Genomic DNA, 17,445 nt, shown 5'->3' with positions numbered 1-17,445 from the left:
GGCGGCTTTATGGCTCGTCCCACAGCCTGAGTTATGGAATTATCATGTCTGATTTTGACGCACTGCTGAATGAAAACGACGCGCTGGTAGTGGCGTTTAGCGGTGGCCTGGATTCTACCGTCCTGCTGCATAAGCTGAGGGACTGGCAACAGCACCATCCGGCCTCGCGGTTGCGTGCGCTGCATGTCCATCATGGCCTCAGTGCTAATGCCGACCACTGGGCGGTGCACTGCCAGACCCTGTGCGCAACATGGCAGATCCCCTGCGAGATCCTGCGCGTGCAGGTTACCGATCAGGGCGACGGCATTGAAGCGGCGGCGCGGCAGGCGCGTTATCGGGCATTGCACCAGGCGCTCCATGCGGATGAGAAACTCCTTACCGCACAGCACCTGGACGATCAGTGTGAAACCGTCCTGCTGGCCCTGAAACGCGGCAGTGGCCCGGCCGGTCTGGCGGCCATGCCGGTGACGGGCTCTCTGGGTAAAAACCCTCTGCTTCGCCCGCTGTTAAGCTGTTCCCGGCAGTCATTAGAGCTGTATGCCCAAACGCATCAGTTGCAATGGGTTGAAGATGAGAGCAATCAGGATGTGCGTTACGACCGCAATTTTCTTCGTCAGCAACTCTTACCGGCCGTCGTGGCACGCTGGCCTCATTTCGCCAGTGCGACGGCGCGCAGTGCGGCACTCTGTGCTGAGCAGGAGCAACTGCTGGATGAGTTGCTGGCGGAACAACTCGCTGCGCTCATTCAGCCGGACGGTAGCCTGTGTTTCTCCGCGTTACTGACGATGAGTGAAGTGCGCAGCAATGCTTTGCTGCGTCGCTGGCTGGCCGGACAGGGCGCGCAAATGCCCTCGCGCGATGCGTTGCGCCGCATTCGTCAGGAAGTGATGCTGAGTCGTGAAGATGCCCAGCCACGGCTACGGTTAGGCCACAGCGAAATTCGCCGTTATCGCCAGCGGCTTTATATTTTGCCGATCAGAGAATCGTTACGCGACTGCGAAATCGTCTGGAAGAATCTCAACCAGACATTGCCCCTTCCGCAGCATATCGGCACGCTGCAGCCCGATTATACAATGCCTTCACTACGACGACCGACGCCGGAGGAACAGGTATTTGTGCGTTTTCACGCGACAGGGTACGTGCATATTGTGGATCGCGCGGGCGGGCGCGAGATGAAGAAAATCTGGCAGGGGTTGAATATCCCGTCATGGCAGCGGGAACGTATTCCGCTCATTTATTACAATCAAACGCTTATTTGCGCGCCCGGCCTGTTCGTGACCCGTGAAGGCGCAGCAGGGGAGGCACAGGGCTGGCAGATTCACTGGCACAAACCTACAGGAGTATCGTTGTGAAACAATGGATAGTGGCATTAACGTTTTTTACGTTGTTTCCGGCCTGTGCCGCAGGCGATATTCACGCGGGCGAACAGCGTTCGGCGGCCTGTACGGCGTGCCATGGTCCGAAAGGCATTGCGACGGTTCCCCTTTATCCCAGCCTGGCGGGCCAAAACGCCGCTTATCTCGCGCACGCGCTACAGGCCTATAAGAAGGGAGAGCGCAACGGTGGTCAGGCAGAGGTGATGAAAGCGTTTGTTGCGGGGCTCAGCGATGAGGAGATAACAGATTTAGCGGCGTACTACAGTTCGTTAAAGCCCTGATGAGATGGGCGGGAATTCATCCCGCCCGACGGGAAGTGAATTACTCTTCGCTGACCACGACGGTGCCGAGTTCAGGATGGCTAAAACTGGCAATATGATCGAGACGTAACTCGCGTGTTTCACCGGACAGTTCAATGGCCAGATACTCCACGTTTTTACGTGAAAGGATGTCCCTGGCCTTTGCCTTTAGCTGCTCGCCATCTTTTAACGCCAGCGACAGCATCCAGTTTTTTTGGCAGGCGAGTTCCAGATTATCGTAGTCATCGCAATTGATGGGTTTATAAGCTTCATTCATCAACATAGTCGCTCACCAATAAGTTTGCGGCGGCATAAGCCGCCTGTTCCCTGAGAGAAGAGTTTAGCGCAGCATTCGCGGCAATAGCATCAAGCGCGTTAAGCGCGCAGCCGATGGCATCGGGAATATAGCCCAGATCTCCGCTGCCAATTTCGGCATATTTTTGGCGAACTAACTCACAATATTTTTGCACGGGCACCTCCTCAGCAGAGCATAAATACTCTGGTTGATTTGCGACTATATCACAGGCATTTCAAGAAAATCAGCCAGGCGAAAGCAGGAACAGCGAGCAAATCACTGCTAAAGTAGCGGACTACGCCGTATCAGACGTTTCAGGATAAAGCACGAAAGGTTAAGTTGATGAACAGATCAGAGCGAAAAAACGGGAACCGGACAAAGGCGGGTGGATGATGATTGCGCTGTCACGGAATGTCGAGCTGCCAGACAATGAAATTGAACTGACGGCCATTCGGGCGCAGGGGGCAGGGGGCCAGCACGTCAACAAAACCAGCACCGCTATTCATCTGCGTTTTGATATCGCCGCGTCTTCCCTGCCGCCATTTTATAAAGAGCGGTTGCTCAGTGCCAGCCATCATTTAATTACGGGCGACGGGACGATTATCATCAAGGCGCAGGAATACCGCAGCCAGGAGATGAACCGCGAAGCGGCGCTGCAACGGCTGGTGAATTTGATTCAGGAGCTCACGAAGGTAGAGAAAGTACGGCGCTCAACACGACCGACACGCGCGTCGAAAGCGCGCAGGCTGGAAGGGAAATCACGGCGCAGCCAGACCAAAGCATTGCGCGGTAAAGTGCTGTAAGACGTGGCCAGAGAATTACCTGTGGTCGTCAGGAGAACGGAGTCGACCATGCGTAAAAAAAACGCCCCATGAAGGGGCGTTATGGCAGGCTTACTTGTTCAGTGCCTTGAGCAGGAAATCGACAATCTCATCCTGCTTAATCATCTGCTTTTCACCGGCACGACGGGCTTTGTATTCGATCTCCTGGTTATCAAGATTGCGATCGCCAATCACGATGGTATGCGGGACGCCAATCAGTTCCATATCGGCGAACATAACGCCTGGACGTTCTTTACGGTCATCCAGAATCACCTCGACGCCTTTCGCGCGCAGCGTGTTATACAGTTCTTCCGCTAACTCTTTTACGCGGAATGATTTCTGCATGTTCATTGGCAGAATCGCTACATCGAACGGGGCAAGTGCCGCAGGCCAGATGATACCGCGATCGTCATGGTTCTGCTCGATCGCCGCCGCCACTACACGGGTAATACCGATGCCGTAGCACCCCATCGTCATGACCTGATTACGACCATCTTCACCCTGAACGGCCGCTTTCATCGCTTCGGAGTATTTGGTGCCCAACTGGAAAATATGGCCTACTTCGATACCACGTTTGATCTGCAATGTGCCTTTGCCGTCCGGGCTCAGATCGCCTTCTACCACATTACGGATATCAGCAACCTCGGCCATGGGCAGATCGCGTTCCCAGTTAATGCCAACGTAGTGTTTACCGTCCACATTTGCACCGGCGCAGAAATCACTCATCTTCGCCACGGTACGGTCTGCGATAATCGGCATCGTCAACCCGACCGGCCCCAGCGAACCAAAGCCAGCACCCACCACGGCACGAATCTCTTCTTCGGTCGCGAAAACCAGCGGTGACGCAACCAGCGGCGATTTTTCAGCCTTAATTTCGTTCAGTTCGTGATCGCCGCGGACCAGGAAGGCAACCAGAGCATGACCGCTTCCCTCTGCACCCTTGACCATCAGCGTCTTCACGGTTTTCTCAATTGGCATCTGGAACTGATTCACCAGATCGGCGATGGTTTTGGCATTCGGTGTATCGATCTGACGCATCGTTTCCTGAGGCGCAGGGCGTTCGCCCGCCGGTGCCACGGCTTCGGCCAGTTCAATGTTCGCCGCATAGTCAGAGTCGGTTGAGAAGATCACATCATCTTCGCCGCTCTGTGCCAGCACCTGGAACTCATGTGAGGCACTGCCACCAATCGAGCCGGTGTCCGCCTGCACGGCACGGAAATCCAGACCCATACGGCTGAAGATCTGACTATAAGCGCGGTACATCGCGTCATAGGTTTCCTGCAGTGATTCCTGCGTGGTATGGAAGGAGTAGGCGTCTTTCATGATGAACTCGCGCGAACGCATCACGCCAAAACGTGGGCGCACTTCATCACGGAATTTGGTCTGAATTTGATACAGATTCAGCGGCAGCTGTTTATAAGAGCTCAGCTCATTACGAATCAGATCGGTAATCACTTCTTCATGCGTTGGGCCGAGCACAAACGGACGTTCATGACGATCGGCAACACGCAGTAATTCTGGACCGTACTGCTCCCAGCGGCCGCTCTCCTGCCACAGGTCTGCGGGTTGGACCACAGGCATTGAAATCTCAATGGCACCGGCGTTGTTCATTTCTTCGCGAACGATGTTTTCGACTTTTTTTAATACGCGCAGTCCGGTTGGCAGCCAGGTATATAACCCTGAGGCCAGTTTACGGATCATGCCAGCACGCAGCATCAGCTGATGGCTGATCACTTCCGCGTCAGACGGTGTCTCTTTCTGAGTAGAGAGCAGATATTGAGTAGTACGCATTGATTACAATTCCAGTTGATTGGAAATTCACGGACAAAAATAGGCTGGCGGCTAGTGTACCAGTGAGATCACCGGCTAAAAAGCGGGTTTTAACGCGGATCGATGGCCACGACTTCCGTGCCTGCGTGATCAACGCGCCAGCGCACAGTAAACTCAAGCAGCGAGGCGGCATAAATGCGATCCTTTTCCTCACCTTTACGGTAAGCGGGGCGCGGATCCTGCGCAAGAACCTCACGGATAAAGCGGGCAAGATAGGGATAGCGCGCATACTGCTGCAACTGCTGCCCGGCCAGCGGCGAAAACCGCACAGGCATGCTGCTTTCCGGCGCGGACTGCGCAAAACCCGCTCTCGCCTCAGGCAGGGCTTCGGCGAAAGGCAGATAGGGCTTGATATCGACCACCGGCGTGCCGTCCACCAGATCCAGACTGCCCAGCTCCAGAATCACCTGTTGCTTCGCGCAGCGGATGCCTTTGAGCTCAATCAGCGACATCCCAATCGGATTAGGGCGAAAGGTTGATCGCGTAGCAAAAACGCCCATGCGCGCGTTACCGCCCAGGCGGGGTGGGCGAACGGTCGGACGCCAGCCGCCTTCCAGGGTCTGATGAAAAACAAACAGCACCCAGAGATGGCTGAAGTCTTCCAGGCCGCGCACGGCCTCTGCCTGATTATAAGGCGGCAAAAGATGCAGTTCGCCACCGCCGTCCTGAACCAGACCAGGCTGACGCGGGACAGCGAACTTCTCTTTCCACGGCGAACGGATTACGCCGATCTGCGCAAAGGCAAAATCACTCATTGACTGGTGACTTTCAGCGCCGAACCCTGGCAGACAGCCTGACGGTAGCAGCCCGGGGTGCTGCTCACGATTTCACATTTGTGAAGCAGTACCGCATTAGCTTTCATCTGCGCGGCTTTAATCTGCATACGTTTACGCGCGGTAGCGATGTTGGGCGGTGAACTCTGATTGCTCATCTGGCAATCCTCTGCGGAGACTTCACCCAGATCGCGGAAGGGCTTGCTCACCAGATCGGCAGCATCGGTGTACACCTTAACGGGGGCGGGACGATACGTTGGCTTACGTGTCGGTTCGCTGGATTGCTGCGGATGAGAAGGTGCGCTGCTTATTGGGTGATACTCCCGAACACACCCTGTCAGCATCAATGCTAACAAGCAGAGCGGTAAAAAACGCATAGCAACATCCTCAAGTGTCAAAAAGTGGCGTTATTGAAACAAGGACACGGATAAATAACAAGTCAGCAAATGGCAATAACAGAAAGGGCGGCTAAAAGCCGCCCTGAGGGAAGAGATCAGACGACCTTACCAGCCTTTAACGGCACCACCGTTAAACACTTTATTGGCCGCGTCAGCCACTTCGTCAGACTGATAAGCCTGCACGAATTTCTTCACATTTTCCGCGTCTTTGTTGTCTTCACGCGCCACAATCAGGTTCACGTAAGGGGAGTCTTTATCTTCCACAAAGATGCCATCTTTCGCCGGCGTCAGGCCAATCTGGCTGGCGTAAGTGGTGTTGATCACGGCCAGGGCGATTTGCTGATCGTCCAGTGAACGTGGCAGCTGTGGCGCCTCCAGCTCAACAATCTTCAGGTGTTTTGGATTCTCAACGATATCCAGCGAGGTTGGCAGCAGGCCCACACCGTCTTTCAGCTTGATCAGGCCCACTTTCTGCAGCAGCAGCAGCGAACGGCCCAGGTTGGTTGGGTCGTTAGGAATGGCAACCTGTGCGCCATCCTGCAGTTGATCCAGCGATTTGATTTTTTTCGAATAGCCCGCAATCGGATAAACAAAAGAGTTACCTACAGAAACCAGCTTGTAACCGCGATCTTTGATCTGTTGATCCAGATACGGTTTGTGCTGGAACGCATTCACATCGATATCGCCTTTGCTCAGTGCTTCGTTCGGCAGCACATAGTCATTAAAGGTCACCAGCTCAACATCCAGACCGTACTTATCTTTCGCCACTTTGGCCGCCGCTTCGGCAACCTGCTGTTCAGCGCCGACGATCACGCCCACTTTGATATGGTTGGGATCTTTGGCTTTTTGATCGCATCCTGCCAGCGCAATCGCGCCAATTAATGCACCCACAGCGGCAATGTTTTTAAATTTGAAAGACATATCCTTTCCTTAATAGTGATATTGCTTGCTTATTTATGGGACACAGCACGCACGATGCGGTCGCCACAGAATTGTATGAGATACACCAAAACGACTAATAACACTAATACCGTATTCATCACCGTCGCGTTATATCCGATATAACCATACTGGTAGCCAATTTGTCCGAGGCCGCCCGCGCCGACTGCGCCGCCCATCGCCGAGTAACCTACCAGGGTAATCAACGTAATGGTGGCCGCGTTAACAAGACCGGGCAGGGCTTCAGGCAGCAGGACTTTGCGTACGATTTGCATCGGCGTGGCACCCATCGCGCGTGATGCTTCAATTAACCCGGTCGGGAGTTCCAGCAGGGCATTTTCAACCATGCGGGCAATAAACGGTGCCGCACCGACAGTCAGGGGCACGATGGCCGCCTGTAAGCCAATAGAGGTTCCAACGATGACGCGGGTAAACGGAATCATCCACACAAGGAGGATAATGAAAGGGATCGAGCGGAAAATGTTAACCAGGGCGGACAGCACACGGTACAGCCCTTTGTTTTCAAGAATCTGTCCCGGACGGGTGACATACAGCAGTACGCCGACCGGTAAACCCAGAACGAAGCCGAAAAAGCCAGAGACAAAGGTCATCATCAACGTTTCCCAGACGCCGCGCCCCAGCAGCGCAATCATCGCTTCAGACATAACCTAATACCTCGACTTTGACATGATGTTCCTGCAGCCACTGAATGGCGGCTTGTGTATCGCTTTCGCTACCGTGAATTTCCGCCAGCATGATGCCAAACTTCACACCGCCGGCGTAATCCATCTGCGCACTGATAATGTTGTTATTGATAGTGAAACGCCGCGCTGCTTCAGACAGCAATGGAGCATCGACGGACTGGCCGGTAAATTCCATACGCAGTAATGGCATGCTGTCAGGGCCCGCTTCGGGCGACAGGCGCTGCTGGTAGTCGTCTGGAATATCCAGATGCAGGGTTGACTGGATGAACTGTTGCGCCAGCGGGGTTTTGGGGTGCGAGAAGACTTCACTTACGCTGTCTTTCTCGATCAGCTCACCCTGGCTGATGACCGCAACCTGATCGCAGATGCGTTTCACCACATCCATCTCATGGGTAATTAACAGAATAGTCAGGCCCAGACGGCGGTTAATATCTTTCAGTAATTCCAGAATTGAGCGCGTGGTCGCTGGATCTAAAGCGCTGGTGGCTTCATCACACAGCAGAACTTTCGGGTTACTGGCCAGAGCGCGGGCAATGGCAACACGCTGTTTTTGCCCGCCGGAGAGATTGGCAGGCCAGGCATCGTGCTTATCCGCCAGGCCGACCAGCTCCAGGAGCTCAGAGACGCGCTTTTTAATTTCATCACGAGAAAGGCTACCCAACTCTAATGGCAGCGCAACATTGCCGGCGACGGTGCGGGAGTTCATCAGGTTGAAGTGCTGAAAAATCATACCAATCTGACGGCGGGCCTGCGTCAGCTGTCGTTCGCTCAGCGCCGTTAAATCCGCGCCATCAACCAACACGCGGCCTGAAGAAGGGCGTTCGAGCAGATTCACGCAACGAATCAGCGTACTTTTTCCGGCACCGGATGCGCCGATGACGCCATAGATCTGTCCGGCCGGGACATGCAGGCTGACGTTAGATAACGCCTTTATCGTTCGCGAACCTTGCTGGAACACTTTGGTTATATTTTCTAATTTAATCATTACGTTATTTATTGCCGTCTTGCATTATCCGTGGTCTGGTGTGCTGCCATAAAGGACAGCATGCATAAGCTGGATGGATGTTAAGGCATCCAGACGTCTAAATCAATCGAAGTCATGTAAACGGGCATTCTCCCTTTTATGACAATCGTGCGATACTGAGCGGCAATTTTTATAGCAGGAGTTTCTACGTGGCGAATAAAGTCCCGGCCATTTTTCTCGATCGCGATGGCACCCTCAATGTTGATCACGGCTATGTCCACGAAATCGATCATTTCCAGTTTATCGATGGTGTAATTGAAGCGTTGCAGCAACTCAAAAAGATGGGCTTTGCGCTGGTTATCGTGACAAACCAGTCTGGCATCGCACGTGGCATGTTTAGTGAAGATCAGTTTATGCAGCTTACCGAGTGGATGGACTGGTCGCTGGCCGATCGCGATGTCGACCTTGATGGGATCTATTTCTGTCCACATCACCCGGATGCAACGGTAGAAGCGTATCGCCAGCAGTGCGACTGCCGTAAACCGCAACCCGGCATGCTGCTGGCGGCGCAAGAAGAGCTGCATATCGATATGGCTGCGTCTTATATGGTAGGGGATAAGCTGGAAGATATGCAGGCCGCCCAGGCCGCCGGTGTCGGTAAGAAAGTGTTAGTGCGCAGTGGTAAGCCGGTTACGCCGGAAGGCGAGGCATTGGCTGACTGGGTAATAGAGAGTCTTGCGGCGCTCCCTTCCCGTATTAAAAAGGGTTAAAACAGCGCTTTTGTGCAAATTTCAGACGAACAGCAAAAAAGTTTAAATTTGCACTTGCGCTCTGCGAAAGCTTCCCTATAATGCGCCTCCACTGACACGGTACAACGGCTTACGTAACGCGGTGTTCAGCAGAGAGCTCCCCGGAGTTTTCGCCGGAGAAAAACTTCTGAAAAAGAAGTTGACTCTGAAGGAGGAAAGCGTAATATACGCCACCTCGCAACAGACGGTTAACCCGCTGGTTGCACTGCTCTTTAACAATTTATCAGACAATCTGTGTGGGCACTCGCAGGATTGATATCCGCGTCTCCGGACGTAAAAATATCAAGTCTTAAGAGTGAACACGTATTGAAATTCATTACGACGTTTTCCTTGAGCATCGCTGCACTGGTTGCAGCAAATCAAACTTTAAATTGAAGAGTTTGATCATGGCTCAGATTGAACGCTGGCGGCAGGCCTAACACATGCAAGTCGGACGGTAGCACAGAGGAGCTTGCTCCTCGGGTGACGAGTGGCGGACGGGTGAGTAATGTCTGGGAAACTGCCCGATGGAGGGGGATAACTACTGGAAACGGTAGCTAATACCGCATAACGTCGCAAGACCAAAGTGGGGGACCTCCGGGCCTCACACCATCGGATGTGCCCAGATGGGATTAGCTGGTAGGCGGGGTAACGGCCCACCTAGGCGACGATCCCTAGCTGGTCTGAGAGGATGACCAGCCACACTGGAACTGAGACACGGTCCAGACTCCTACGGGAGGCAGCAGTGGGGAATATTGCACAATGGGCGCAAGCCTGATGCAGCCATGCCGCGTGTATGAAGAAGGCCTTCGGGTTGTAAAGTACTTTCAGCGGGGAGGAAGGTGGTGAGGTTAATAACCTCATCAATTGACGTTACCCGCAGAAGAAGCACCGGCTAACTCCGTGCCAGCAGCCGCGGTAATACGGAGGGTGCAAGCGTTAATCGGAATTACTGGGCGTAAAGCGCACGCAGGCGGTCTGTTAAGTCAGATGTGAAATCCCCGGGCTTAACCTGGGAACTGCATTTGAAACTGGCAGGCTTGAGTCTCGTAGAGGGGGGTAGAATTCCAGGTGTAGCGGTGAAATGCGTAGAGATCTGGAGGAATACCGGTGGCGAAGGCGGCCCCCTGGACGAAGACTGACGCTCAGGTGCGAAAGCGTGGGGAGCAAACAGGATTAGATACCCTGGTAGTCCACGCCGTAAACGATGTCGACTTGGAGGTTGTTCCCTTGAGGAGTGGCTTCCGGAGCTAACGCGTTAAGTCGACCGCCTGGGGAGTACGGCCGCAAGGTTAAAACTCAAATGAATTGACGGGGGCCCGCACAAGCGGTGGAGCATGTGGTTTAATTCGATGCAACGCGAAGAACCTTACCTACTCTTGACATCCAGCGAACTTGGCAGAGATGCCTTGGTGCCTTCGGGAACGCTGAGACAGGTGCTGCATGGCTGTCGTCAGCTCGTGTTGTGAAATGTTGGGTTAAGTCCCGCAACGAGCGCAACCCTTATCCTTTGTTGCCAGCGATTCGGTCGGGAACTCAAAGGAGACTGCCGGTGATAAACCGGAGGAAGGTGGGGATGACGTCAAGTCATCATGGCCCTTACGAGTAGGGCTACACACGTGCTACAATGGCGCATACAAAGAGAAGCGACCTCGCGAGAGCAAGCGGACCTCATAAAGTGCGTCGTAGTCCGGATCGGAGTCTGCAACTCGACTCCGTGAAGTCGGAATCGCTAGTAATCGTGGATCAGAATGCCACGGTGAATACGTTCCCGGGCCTTGTACACACCGCCCGTCACACCATGGGAGTGGGTTGCAAAAGAAGTAGGTAGCTTAACCCTCGGGAGGGCGCTTACCACTTTGTGATTCATGACTGGGGTGAAGTCGTAACAAGGTAACCGTAGGGGAACCTGCGGTTGGATCACCTCCTTACCTGAAGATACCTTCGTGCGAAGTGCTCACACAGATTGTCTGATAGAAAGCTGAAGAAGCAAGACGGCTGCGAAGCCGAGACACACGTACGTGTCCCCTTCGTCTAGCGGTTAGGACTCCGCCCTTTCACGGCGGCAACAGGGGTTCGAATCCCCTAGGGGACGCCACTTGCTTGGTGACAGGTGAAAGGTGTCTCCACGAAGTATCTCAAAACTGGCCTCAGGGTCACGTTTGAGATATTTGCTCTTTAACAATCCGGAACAAGCTGAAAATTTGAAACGACGCACGTCGTGTTCCTCCGTAATAAGGAACACAGCACGATGCGTTCGGGTCTCTCAAAAGCTCACGACACGCAAGCGCAAAACGCCTGTGGGTTGTGAGGTTAAGCGACCAAGCGTACACGGTGGATGCCCTGGCAGTCAGAGGCGATGAAGGGCGTGCTAATCTGCGATAAGCGCCGGTAAGGTGATATGAACCGCTACAACCGGCGATACCCGAATGGGGAAACCCAGTGTGACTCGTCACACTATCATGCAGTGAATCCATAGCGGCATGAGGCGAACCGGGGGAACTGAAACATCTAAGTACCCCGAGGAAAAGAAATCAACCGAGATTCCCCCAGTAGCGGCGAGCGAACGGGGAGGAGCCCAGAACCTGCATCAGCTTGTGCATCAGTGGAAGCGTCTGGAAAGTCGCAGGGTACAGGGTGATACTCCCGTACACAAAGGTGCACAGGTTGTGAGTTCGATGAGTAAGGCGGGACACGTGGTATCCTGTCTGAATATGGGGGGACCATCCTCCAAGGCTAAATACTCCTGACTGACCGATAGTGAACCAGTACCGTGAGGGAAAGGCGAAAAGAACCCCGGCGAGGGGAGTGAAACAGAACCTGAAACCGTGTACGTACAAGCAGTGGGAGCACCTTCGTGGTGTGACTGCGTACCTTTTGTATAATGGGTCAGCGACTTATATTCTGTAGCAAGGTTAACCGTATAGGGGAGCCGCAGGGAAACCGAGTCTTAACTGGGCGTTAAGTTGCAGGGTATAGACCCGAAACCCGGTGATCTAGCCATGGGCAGGTTGAAGGTTGGGTAACACTAACTGGAGGACCGAACCGACTAATGTTGAAAAATTAGCGGATGACCTGTGGCTGGGGGTGAAAGGCCAATCAAACCGGGAGATAGCTGGTTCTCCCCGAAAGCTATTTAGGTAGCGCCTCGTGAACTCATCTCCGGGGGTAGAGCACTGTTTCGGCTAGGGGGCCATCCCGGCTTACCAACCCGATGCAAACTGCGAATACCGGAGAATGTTATCACGGGAGACACACGGCGGGTGCTAACGTCCGTCGTGAAGAGGGAAACAACCCAGACCGCCAGCTAAGGTCCCAAAGTCATGGTTAAGTGGGAAACGATGTGGGAAGGCACAGACAGCCAGGATGTTGGCTTAGAAGCAGCCATCATTTAAAGAAAGCGTAATAGCTCACTGGTCGAGTCGGCCTGCGCGGAAGATGTAACGGGGCTAAACCATGCACCGAAGCTGCGGCAGCGACGCGTAAGCGTTGTTGGGTAGGGGAGCGTTCTGTAAGCCGTTGAAGGTGTGCTGTGAGGCATGCTGGAGGTATCAGAAGTGCGAATGCTGACATAAGTAACGATAAACAAGGTGAAAAACCTTGTCGCCGGAAGACCAAGGGTTCCTGTTCAACGTTAATCGGAGCAGGGTGAGTCGACCCCTAAGGCGAGGCCGAAAGGCGTAGTCGATGGGAAACAGGTTAATATTCCTGTACTTGGTGTTACTGCGAAGGGGGGACGGAGAAGGCTATATCGGCCGGGCGACGGTTGTCCCGGTTTAAGCGTGTAGGTGTGTGCGCCAGGCAAATCCGGTGCACTTTACACTGAGGCGTGACGACGAGGCACTACGGTGCTGAAGTGATAAATGCCCTGCTTCCAGGAAAAGCCTCTAAGCATCAGGTAACACGAAATCGTACCCCAAACCGACACAGGTGGTCAGGTAGAGAATACCCAGGCGCTTGAGAGAACTCGGGTGAAGGAACTAGGCAAAATGGTGCCGTAACTTCGGGAGAAGGCACGCTGGCGCGTAGGTGAAGGGACTTGCTCCCGGAGCCGAGGCCAGTCGAAGATACCAGCTGGCTGCAACTGTTTATTAAAAACACAGCACTGTGCAAACACGAAAGTGGACGTATACGGTGTGACGCCTGCCCGGTGCCGGAAGGTTAATTGATGGGGTTATCCGTAAGGAGAAGCTCTTGATCGAAGCCCCGGTAAACGGCGGCCGTAACTATAACGGTCCTAAGGTAGCGAAATTCCTTGTCGGGTAAGTTCCGACCTGCACGAATGGCGTAATGATGGCCAGGCTGTCTCCACCCGAGACTCAGTGAAATTGAAATCGCTGTGAAGATGCAGTGTACCCGCGGCAAGACGGAAAGACCCCGTGAACCTTTACTACAGCTTGACACTGAACACTGAGCCTTGATGTGTAGGATAGGTGGGAGGCTTTGAAGCGTGGACGCCAGTCTGCGTGGAGCCGTCCTTGAAATACCACCCTTTAATGTTTGGTGTTCTAACGTGGGCCCGTGATCCGGGCTGCGGACAGTGTCTGGTGGGTAGTTTGACTGGGGCGGTCTCCTCCCAAAGCGTAACGGAGGAGCACGAAGGTTGGCTAATCCTGGTCGGACATCAGGAGGTTAGTGCAATGGCATAAGCCAGCTTGACTGCGAGAGTGACGGCTCGAGCAGGTGCGAAAGCAGGTCATAGTGATCCGGTGGTTCTGAATGGAAGGGCCATCGCTCAACGGATAAAAGGTACTCCGGGGATAACAGGCTGATACCGCCCAAGAGTTCATATCGACGGCGGTGTTTGGCACCTCGATGTCGGCTCATCACATCCTGGGGCTGAAGTAGGTCCCAAGGGTACGGCTGTTCGCCGTTTAAAGTGGTACGCGAGCTGGGTTTAGAACGTCGTGAGACAGTTCGGTCCCTATCTGCCGTGGGCGCTGGAGAATTGAGGGGGGTTGCTCCTAGTACGAGAGGACCGGAGTGAACGCACCGCTGGTGTCCGGGTTGTCACGCCAGTGGCACTGCCCGGTAGCTAAGTGCGGAAAAGATAAGTGCTGAAAGCATCTAAGCACGAAACTTGCCCCGAGATGAGTTCTCCCTGAGGCTCCGAGCCTCCTGAAGGGACGTTGAAGACGACGACGTTGATAGGCCGGGTGTGTAAGCGCAGCGATGCGTTGAGCTTACCGGTACTAATGACCCGTGAGGCTTAACCTTACAACGCCAGAGGCGTTTTGGTTGAGAGACAGAAAGAATTTTCAGCCTTGTTTACCGGATAACGCCGTGCGGCCCGAGAGGGCGGTGCGGCAGACAGAATCTGCCTGGCGGCTGTAGCGCGGTGGTCCCACCTGACCCCATGCCGAACTCAGAAGTGAAACGCCGTAGCGCCGATGGTAGTGTGGGGTCTCCCCATGCGAGAGTAGGGAACTGCCAGGCATTAAATTAAAAAACCTGCACGTAACTTCGGGCAGTTCGCTACTCGACAGAGAGTAGGACAAAAGCGAACGCTTTTGAACGCTGCAACGCAGCGGCACGAAGGGTGAATCACAGCGTGATTCATAAACTGCCAGGCATTAATTTAAGACCAGCACGCTGGTCATGACCTTACCGGTGACGCGGAAGGGCGAAACACCTGACAGCAGAACGTTTTTCTGCGATCAGTACAGAATCGGTGGAGCGGTAGTTCAGTTGGTTAGAATACCTGCCTGTCACGCAGGGGGTCGCGGGTTCGAGCCCCGTCCGTTCCGCCACTTAATTGGAAAGCCCTGACTTAACGGTCAGGGCTTTTTCCATTTCTACGGCAACCAGCCCAGGGCAATCACTTCACAGCTTATTGATCGCGCATTGGCGTGCTACTCAGTCCTTTCCTTAATATAAAAGACATTACCTCCGCGCACTCTCCCGGCTGCATAATCTTCCTGCTGACATTCCGGTCTGTCCTCGACTAACGCTCAAAACAGGCGTATTGAAGGTCCGGCTTCACCTCACCCTCTTTGCACTACACCATCAGGCGGTCATTCTCACGACGCCGTATTCGCTTACGCCCTCCTGCGCTTTCAGGGACGCAGAACGGCTGCAAACGCGGCTGGATTTGCGCTGTAAACGTCATCAGAAGATGATGTTTAAACAGTCTGGGGGAGGGAAGTTACTGCTTTCAGGTGTGGGTGTACGGCTGTAACTGAGCCTGTATATGCCAGGGTTGCTCTACTACCCATTCGCTTAAAAAATCAATAAAGGCACGCACGCGCTGGCTTACGCCAAGATCGCTGTAATAGACAGCATTGAACGGCATCTCTACCGGTAAACGTTGATCGGCCAGGATCTCAACCAGACTTCCGTCAGCGATCTCTTTATGCACCATATAATCAGAAAGGCAGGCAATCCCATTACCGTCCAGACAAAGCTGCTTGATGGTTTCTCCGCTGTTAGAATCCAGTTCCGAACGGATGGTATAAAGTTCCCCATCGTCACAGGCGATTGGCCAGCGGTTAAGACGTGGCGCATCAATAAAACCGAGACACTGATGATTATCCAGATCGGCTGTGCACACAGGAATACCATATTTCTCCAGATACCCGGGAGAGGCAATAAAGCGGCGATAGCTGGTGAACAGCAGTCGTGCCCGCAGGCCTGAATCGGTAAGGCTGCCTGCCCGAATCGCCACATCGACTTTACGCTCGATGAGATTAATGAAGTTTTCAGATGAAATCAGTGAAAGGGCAATCTCGGGATAGCGCTCCCGAAAAGCTTTTATCATGGGCATCAGGAGATGCAGTATGACCGGAGTGGCGGCATCAATACGTAACAATCCCTTGGGCGCATAACGGCTCTCTATCAACGCGTCTTCTGCGGCCGTCATCACCTGAAGAAAATGCTGAACCTGCTGGAAATAACGTTCTCCTTCCTGCGTTAACGCAAGATTGCGTGTGGTGCGCGTCAGTAAAGCCAGTCCGAGTTTATTTTCCAGTTTTTTGATCGTGCGGCTGACGGCGGAATTGGCCATCTGCAAGGCGTCCGCCGCGCGGCTGAAGCTCCCGTTTTCAACCACGCTGACAAATACTTTGAGTTCTTCAGAAGATGCCTTCATTGTTTCCTTCACGTGAAATAGCGCCTGAGGCCATATACCGCTAATTAAAGCACAGCCTGCCGTTTACCCCCTTGGCGCGGATGGCTTTTTGGTAAAGCGAGCTAAAGAAGACGAAAGCGCCTTTCCGTCAGGCCGGTTATCTTTTTAGTGGAAGAAACGGTCTGCACAGGCCGGATTACGCCATTCGTGACGACAATAAAGTGGGAGGGCGGTCTCGAACAATCGTCGGCATCGATTGAAACTGCGTACTAAAATCCCTATAACAGATAAGTGACATGAATTTCTGAATGATTAGCCAGGCGGGACAGTGCGCAAAAAAACCTATGCGATGAGATATGTAGCCGGACAGCCAGCGGAAAGGATCTTTCCTCCGGGTGCCATGTTTCATCTCGGCCAGGCACTGCCACCGGGTGAGCCACTCCCCGCCGATCCCACTTTGAAAGTATTAGTATGGAATATCTTTAAGCAGCAGCGCGCTGACTGGATGTCCGTGCTGGAAGGGTTTGGTAAGGATGCCCATCTGGTTCTGCTTCAGGAAGCGCAGACGACGCCCGAGCTAATCCGCTTTGCGACCAGTAACTATCTGGCGGCCGATCAGGTTCCGGCTTTAGTGCTGCCTCAGCACCCCTCTGGCGTCATGACGTTAGCTTCTGCTCACCCTGTTTATTGTTGCCCCCTGCGCGAGCGAGAACCCCTGTTAAGGCTCTCAAAATCCGCCTTAGTCACGGCGTATCCGCTTCCCACGGGCGAGATGCTGATGGTGGTGAACATCCACGCGGTAAATTTTAGCCTGGGCGTGGATGTTTACAGCAAGCAGCTCGGCCCCATTGGCGAACAGATTATCCATCATCGCGGGCCTGTCATTATGGCGGGCGACTTCAATGCCTGGAGCCGCCAGCGCATTAACGCCCTCTATCGCTTTGCGCATCAGATGAAACTGGAAGAGGTGATGTTTACCGCCGATCACCGGCGTAAAGCCTTTGGCAGACCTTTAGATTTCGTTTTTTATCGCGATATACACGTCAGTGAAGCCTCGGTTCTGGTGACGCAGGCATCCGACCATAACCCGCTTTTGGTTGAGTTCAGTACCAGACGATAAAGGTGACATCAGGCAGGAAAGGGCAGAGAGAACGTGGTCACGGGCAGGATGTAGAATCAAACAAGAAAAAAG

General features: G+C 53.7%; 14 protein-coding genes, 2 tRNA genes and 3 rRNA genes. 10 read left to right on the top strand and 9 right to left on the bottom strand.

Going from position 1 to position 17,445, the window contains the following annotated elements; translation table 11 throughout:
* The first annotated feature begins 44 nt into the window (after positions 1-44).
* Complete coding sequence (gene tilS / locus GC087_RS18690) at positions 45-1,352, top strand: tRNA lysidine(34) synthetase TilS (protein WP_324029011.1); 1,308 nt, start codon at positions 45-47, stop codon at positions 1,350-1,352.
* The gene (locus GC087_RS18685) at positions 1,349-1,657 is read left to right on the top strand and encodes a c-type cytochrome (RefSeq protein ID WP_006117780.1); all 309 of its coding nucleotides are present in this window, start codon (positions 1,349-1,351) and stop codon (positions 1,655-1,657) included. Before tilS ends, GC087_RS18685 begins: the two co-directional genes overlap by 4 nt.
* A 40-nt stretch (positions 1,658-1,697) precedes the next feature.
* Here the strand turns inward: GC087_RS18685 and rof are convergent, their stop codons facing one another.
* Both rof and GC087_RS18675 read right to left on the bottom strand, forming a co-directional pair.
* Positions 1,698-1,958, bottom strand: a complete 261-nt coding sequence (gene rof / locus GC087_RS18680) for a Rho-binding antiterminator (RefSeq protein WP_033740322.1) — start codon at positions 1,956-1,958, stop codon at positions 1,698-1,700.
* A complete protein-coding gene (locus GC087_RS18675) occupies positions 1,945-2,145 on the bottom strand; it encodes a YaeP family protein (RefSeq protein WP_033740323.1) in 201 nt (66 codons plus the stop codon). The genes rof and GC087_RS18675 overlap by 14 nt, the downstream gene beginning before the upstream one ends.
* A 217-nt stretch (positions 2,146-2,362) precedes the next feature.
* Between GC087_RS18675 and arfB the strand changes: the two genes are divergently transcribed.
* Positions 2,363-2,773 (top strand): alternative ribosome rescue aminoacyl-tRNA hydrolase ArfB, encoded by a 411-nt coding sequence (gene arfB / locus GC087_RS18670; RefSeq protein ID WP_006117783.1) that lies wholly within the window; start codon positions 2,363-2,365, stop codon positions 2,771-2,773.
* Between the two features lie 90 nt (positions 2,774-2,863).
* On the opposite strand, the gene proS is transcribed toward arfB, so the two are convergent.
* The 6 genes from proS to metN form a co-directional block, all read right to left on the bottom strand.
* A complete protein-coding gene (gene proS / locus GC087_RS18665) occupies positions 2,864-4,582 on the bottom strand; it encodes a proline--tRNA ligase (RefSeq protein ID WP_033740325.1) in 1,719 nt (572 codons plus the stop codon).
* An 89-nt stretch (positions 4,583-4,671) separates the two neighbouring features.
* Positions 4,672-5,376: a tRNA (N6-threonylcarbamoyladenosine(37)-N6)-methyltransferase TrmO gene (gene tsaA, locus GC087_RS18660; RefSeq protein WP_033740326.1), complete on the bottom strand. Its 705-nt coding sequence runs from the start codon at positions 5,374-5,376 to the stop codon at positions 4,672-4,674.
* Complete coding sequence (gene rcsF, locus GC087_RS18655; RefSeq protein ID WP_006117786.1) at positions 5,373-5,771, bottom strand: envelope stress sensor lipoprotein RcsF; 399 nt, start codon at positions 5,769-5,771, stop codon at positions 5,373-5,375. The genes tsaA and rcsF overlap by 4 nt, the downstream gene beginning before the upstream one ends.
* Before the next feature lie 126 nt (positions 5,772-5,897).
* On the bottom strand, positions 5,898-6,713 hold the full coding sequence (locus GC087_RS18650) for a MetQ/NlpA family lipoprotein (RefSeq protein WP_033740328.1): 816 nt from the start codon (positions 6,711-6,713) through the stop codon (positions 5,898-5,900).
* Positions 6,714-6,742: 29 nt separating this feature from the next.
* Entirely contained in the window at positions 6,743-7,396 is a 654-nt protein-coding gene (locus GC087_RS18645) for a methionine ABC transporter permease MetI (protein WP_006117788.1), read from the bottom strand.
* Entirely contained in the window at positions 7,389-8,420 is a 1,032-nt protein-coding gene (gene metN, locus GC087_RS18640) for a methionine ABC transporter ATP-binding protein MetN (protein ID WP_324029009.1), read from the bottom strand. Before metN ends, GC087_RS18645 begins: the two co-directional genes overlap by 8 nt.
* 188 nt (positions 8,421-8,608) lie before the next feature.
* Between metN and gmhB the strand changes: the two genes are divergently transcribed.
* The 6 genes from gmhB (at position 8,609) to GC087_RS18610 (ending at position 14,937) form a co-directional block, all read left to right on the top strand.
* Complete coding sequence (gene gmhB, locus GC087_RS18635) at positions 8,609-9,169, top strand: D-glycero-beta-D-manno-heptose 1,7-bisphosphate 7-phosphatase (protein ID WP_164482980.1); 561 nt, start codon at positions 8,609-8,611, stop codon at positions 9,167-9,169.
* 407 nt (positions 9,170-9,576) lie between these two features.
* Positions 9,577-11,118: ribosomal RNA gene (locus tag GC087_RS18630) — 16S ribosomal RNA — on the top strand.
* A gap of 92 nt (positions 11,119-11,210) precedes the next feature.
* A tRNA-Glu gene (locus GC087_RS18625) sits at positions 11,211-11,285 on the top strand.
* 213 nt (positions 11,286-11,498) lie between these two features.
* Positions 11,499-14,404: ribosomal RNA gene (locus GC087_RS18620) — 23S ribosomal RNA — on the top strand.
* Between the two features lie 103 nt (positions 14,405-14,507).
* A 5S ribosomal RNA gene (gene rrf, locus GC087_RS18615) occupies positions 14,508-14,623 on the top strand.
* Together the 16S, 23S and 5S rRNA genes with 2 tRNA genes alongside form the textbook arrangement of a ribosomal RNA operon.
* Before the next feature lie 237 nt (positions 14,624-14,860).
* A tRNA-Asp gene (locus tag GC087_RS18610) sits at positions 14,861-14,937 on the top strand.
* A gap of 404 nt (positions 14,938-15,341) precedes the next feature.
* Here the strand turns inward: GC087_RS18610 and yafC are convergent.
* Positions 15,342-16,274 carry a DNA-binding transcriptional regulator YafC gene (yafC, locus tag GC087_RS18605; protein WP_324029007.1) on the bottom strand — a complete coding sequence of 311 codons (933 nt, stop codon included), beginning with the start codon at positions 16,272-16,274 and terminating at the stop codon, positions 15,342-15,344.
* Between the two features lie 307 nt (positions 16,275-16,581).
* Here yafC and GC087_RS18600 point away from each other — a divergent pair, with 307 nt between their 5' ends.
* Positions 16,582-17,373: an endonuclease/exonuclease/phosphatase family protein gene (locus GC087_RS18600; protein WP_006117999.1), complete on the top strand. Its 792-nt coding sequence runs from the start codon at positions 16,582-16,584 to the stop codon at positions 17,371-17,373.
* Positions 17,374-17,445 lie beyond the last annotated feature (72 nt).

The organism is Pantoea sp. JZ2 (assembly GCF_035191405.1).
GTDB lineage: Bacteria > Pseudomonadota > Gammaproteobacteria > Enterobacterales > Enterobacteriaceae > Pantoea > Pantoea stewartii.
Note: the sequence above shows the minus strand (reverse complement) of the source record. Positions and strands in the feature narration are given on the sequence as shown.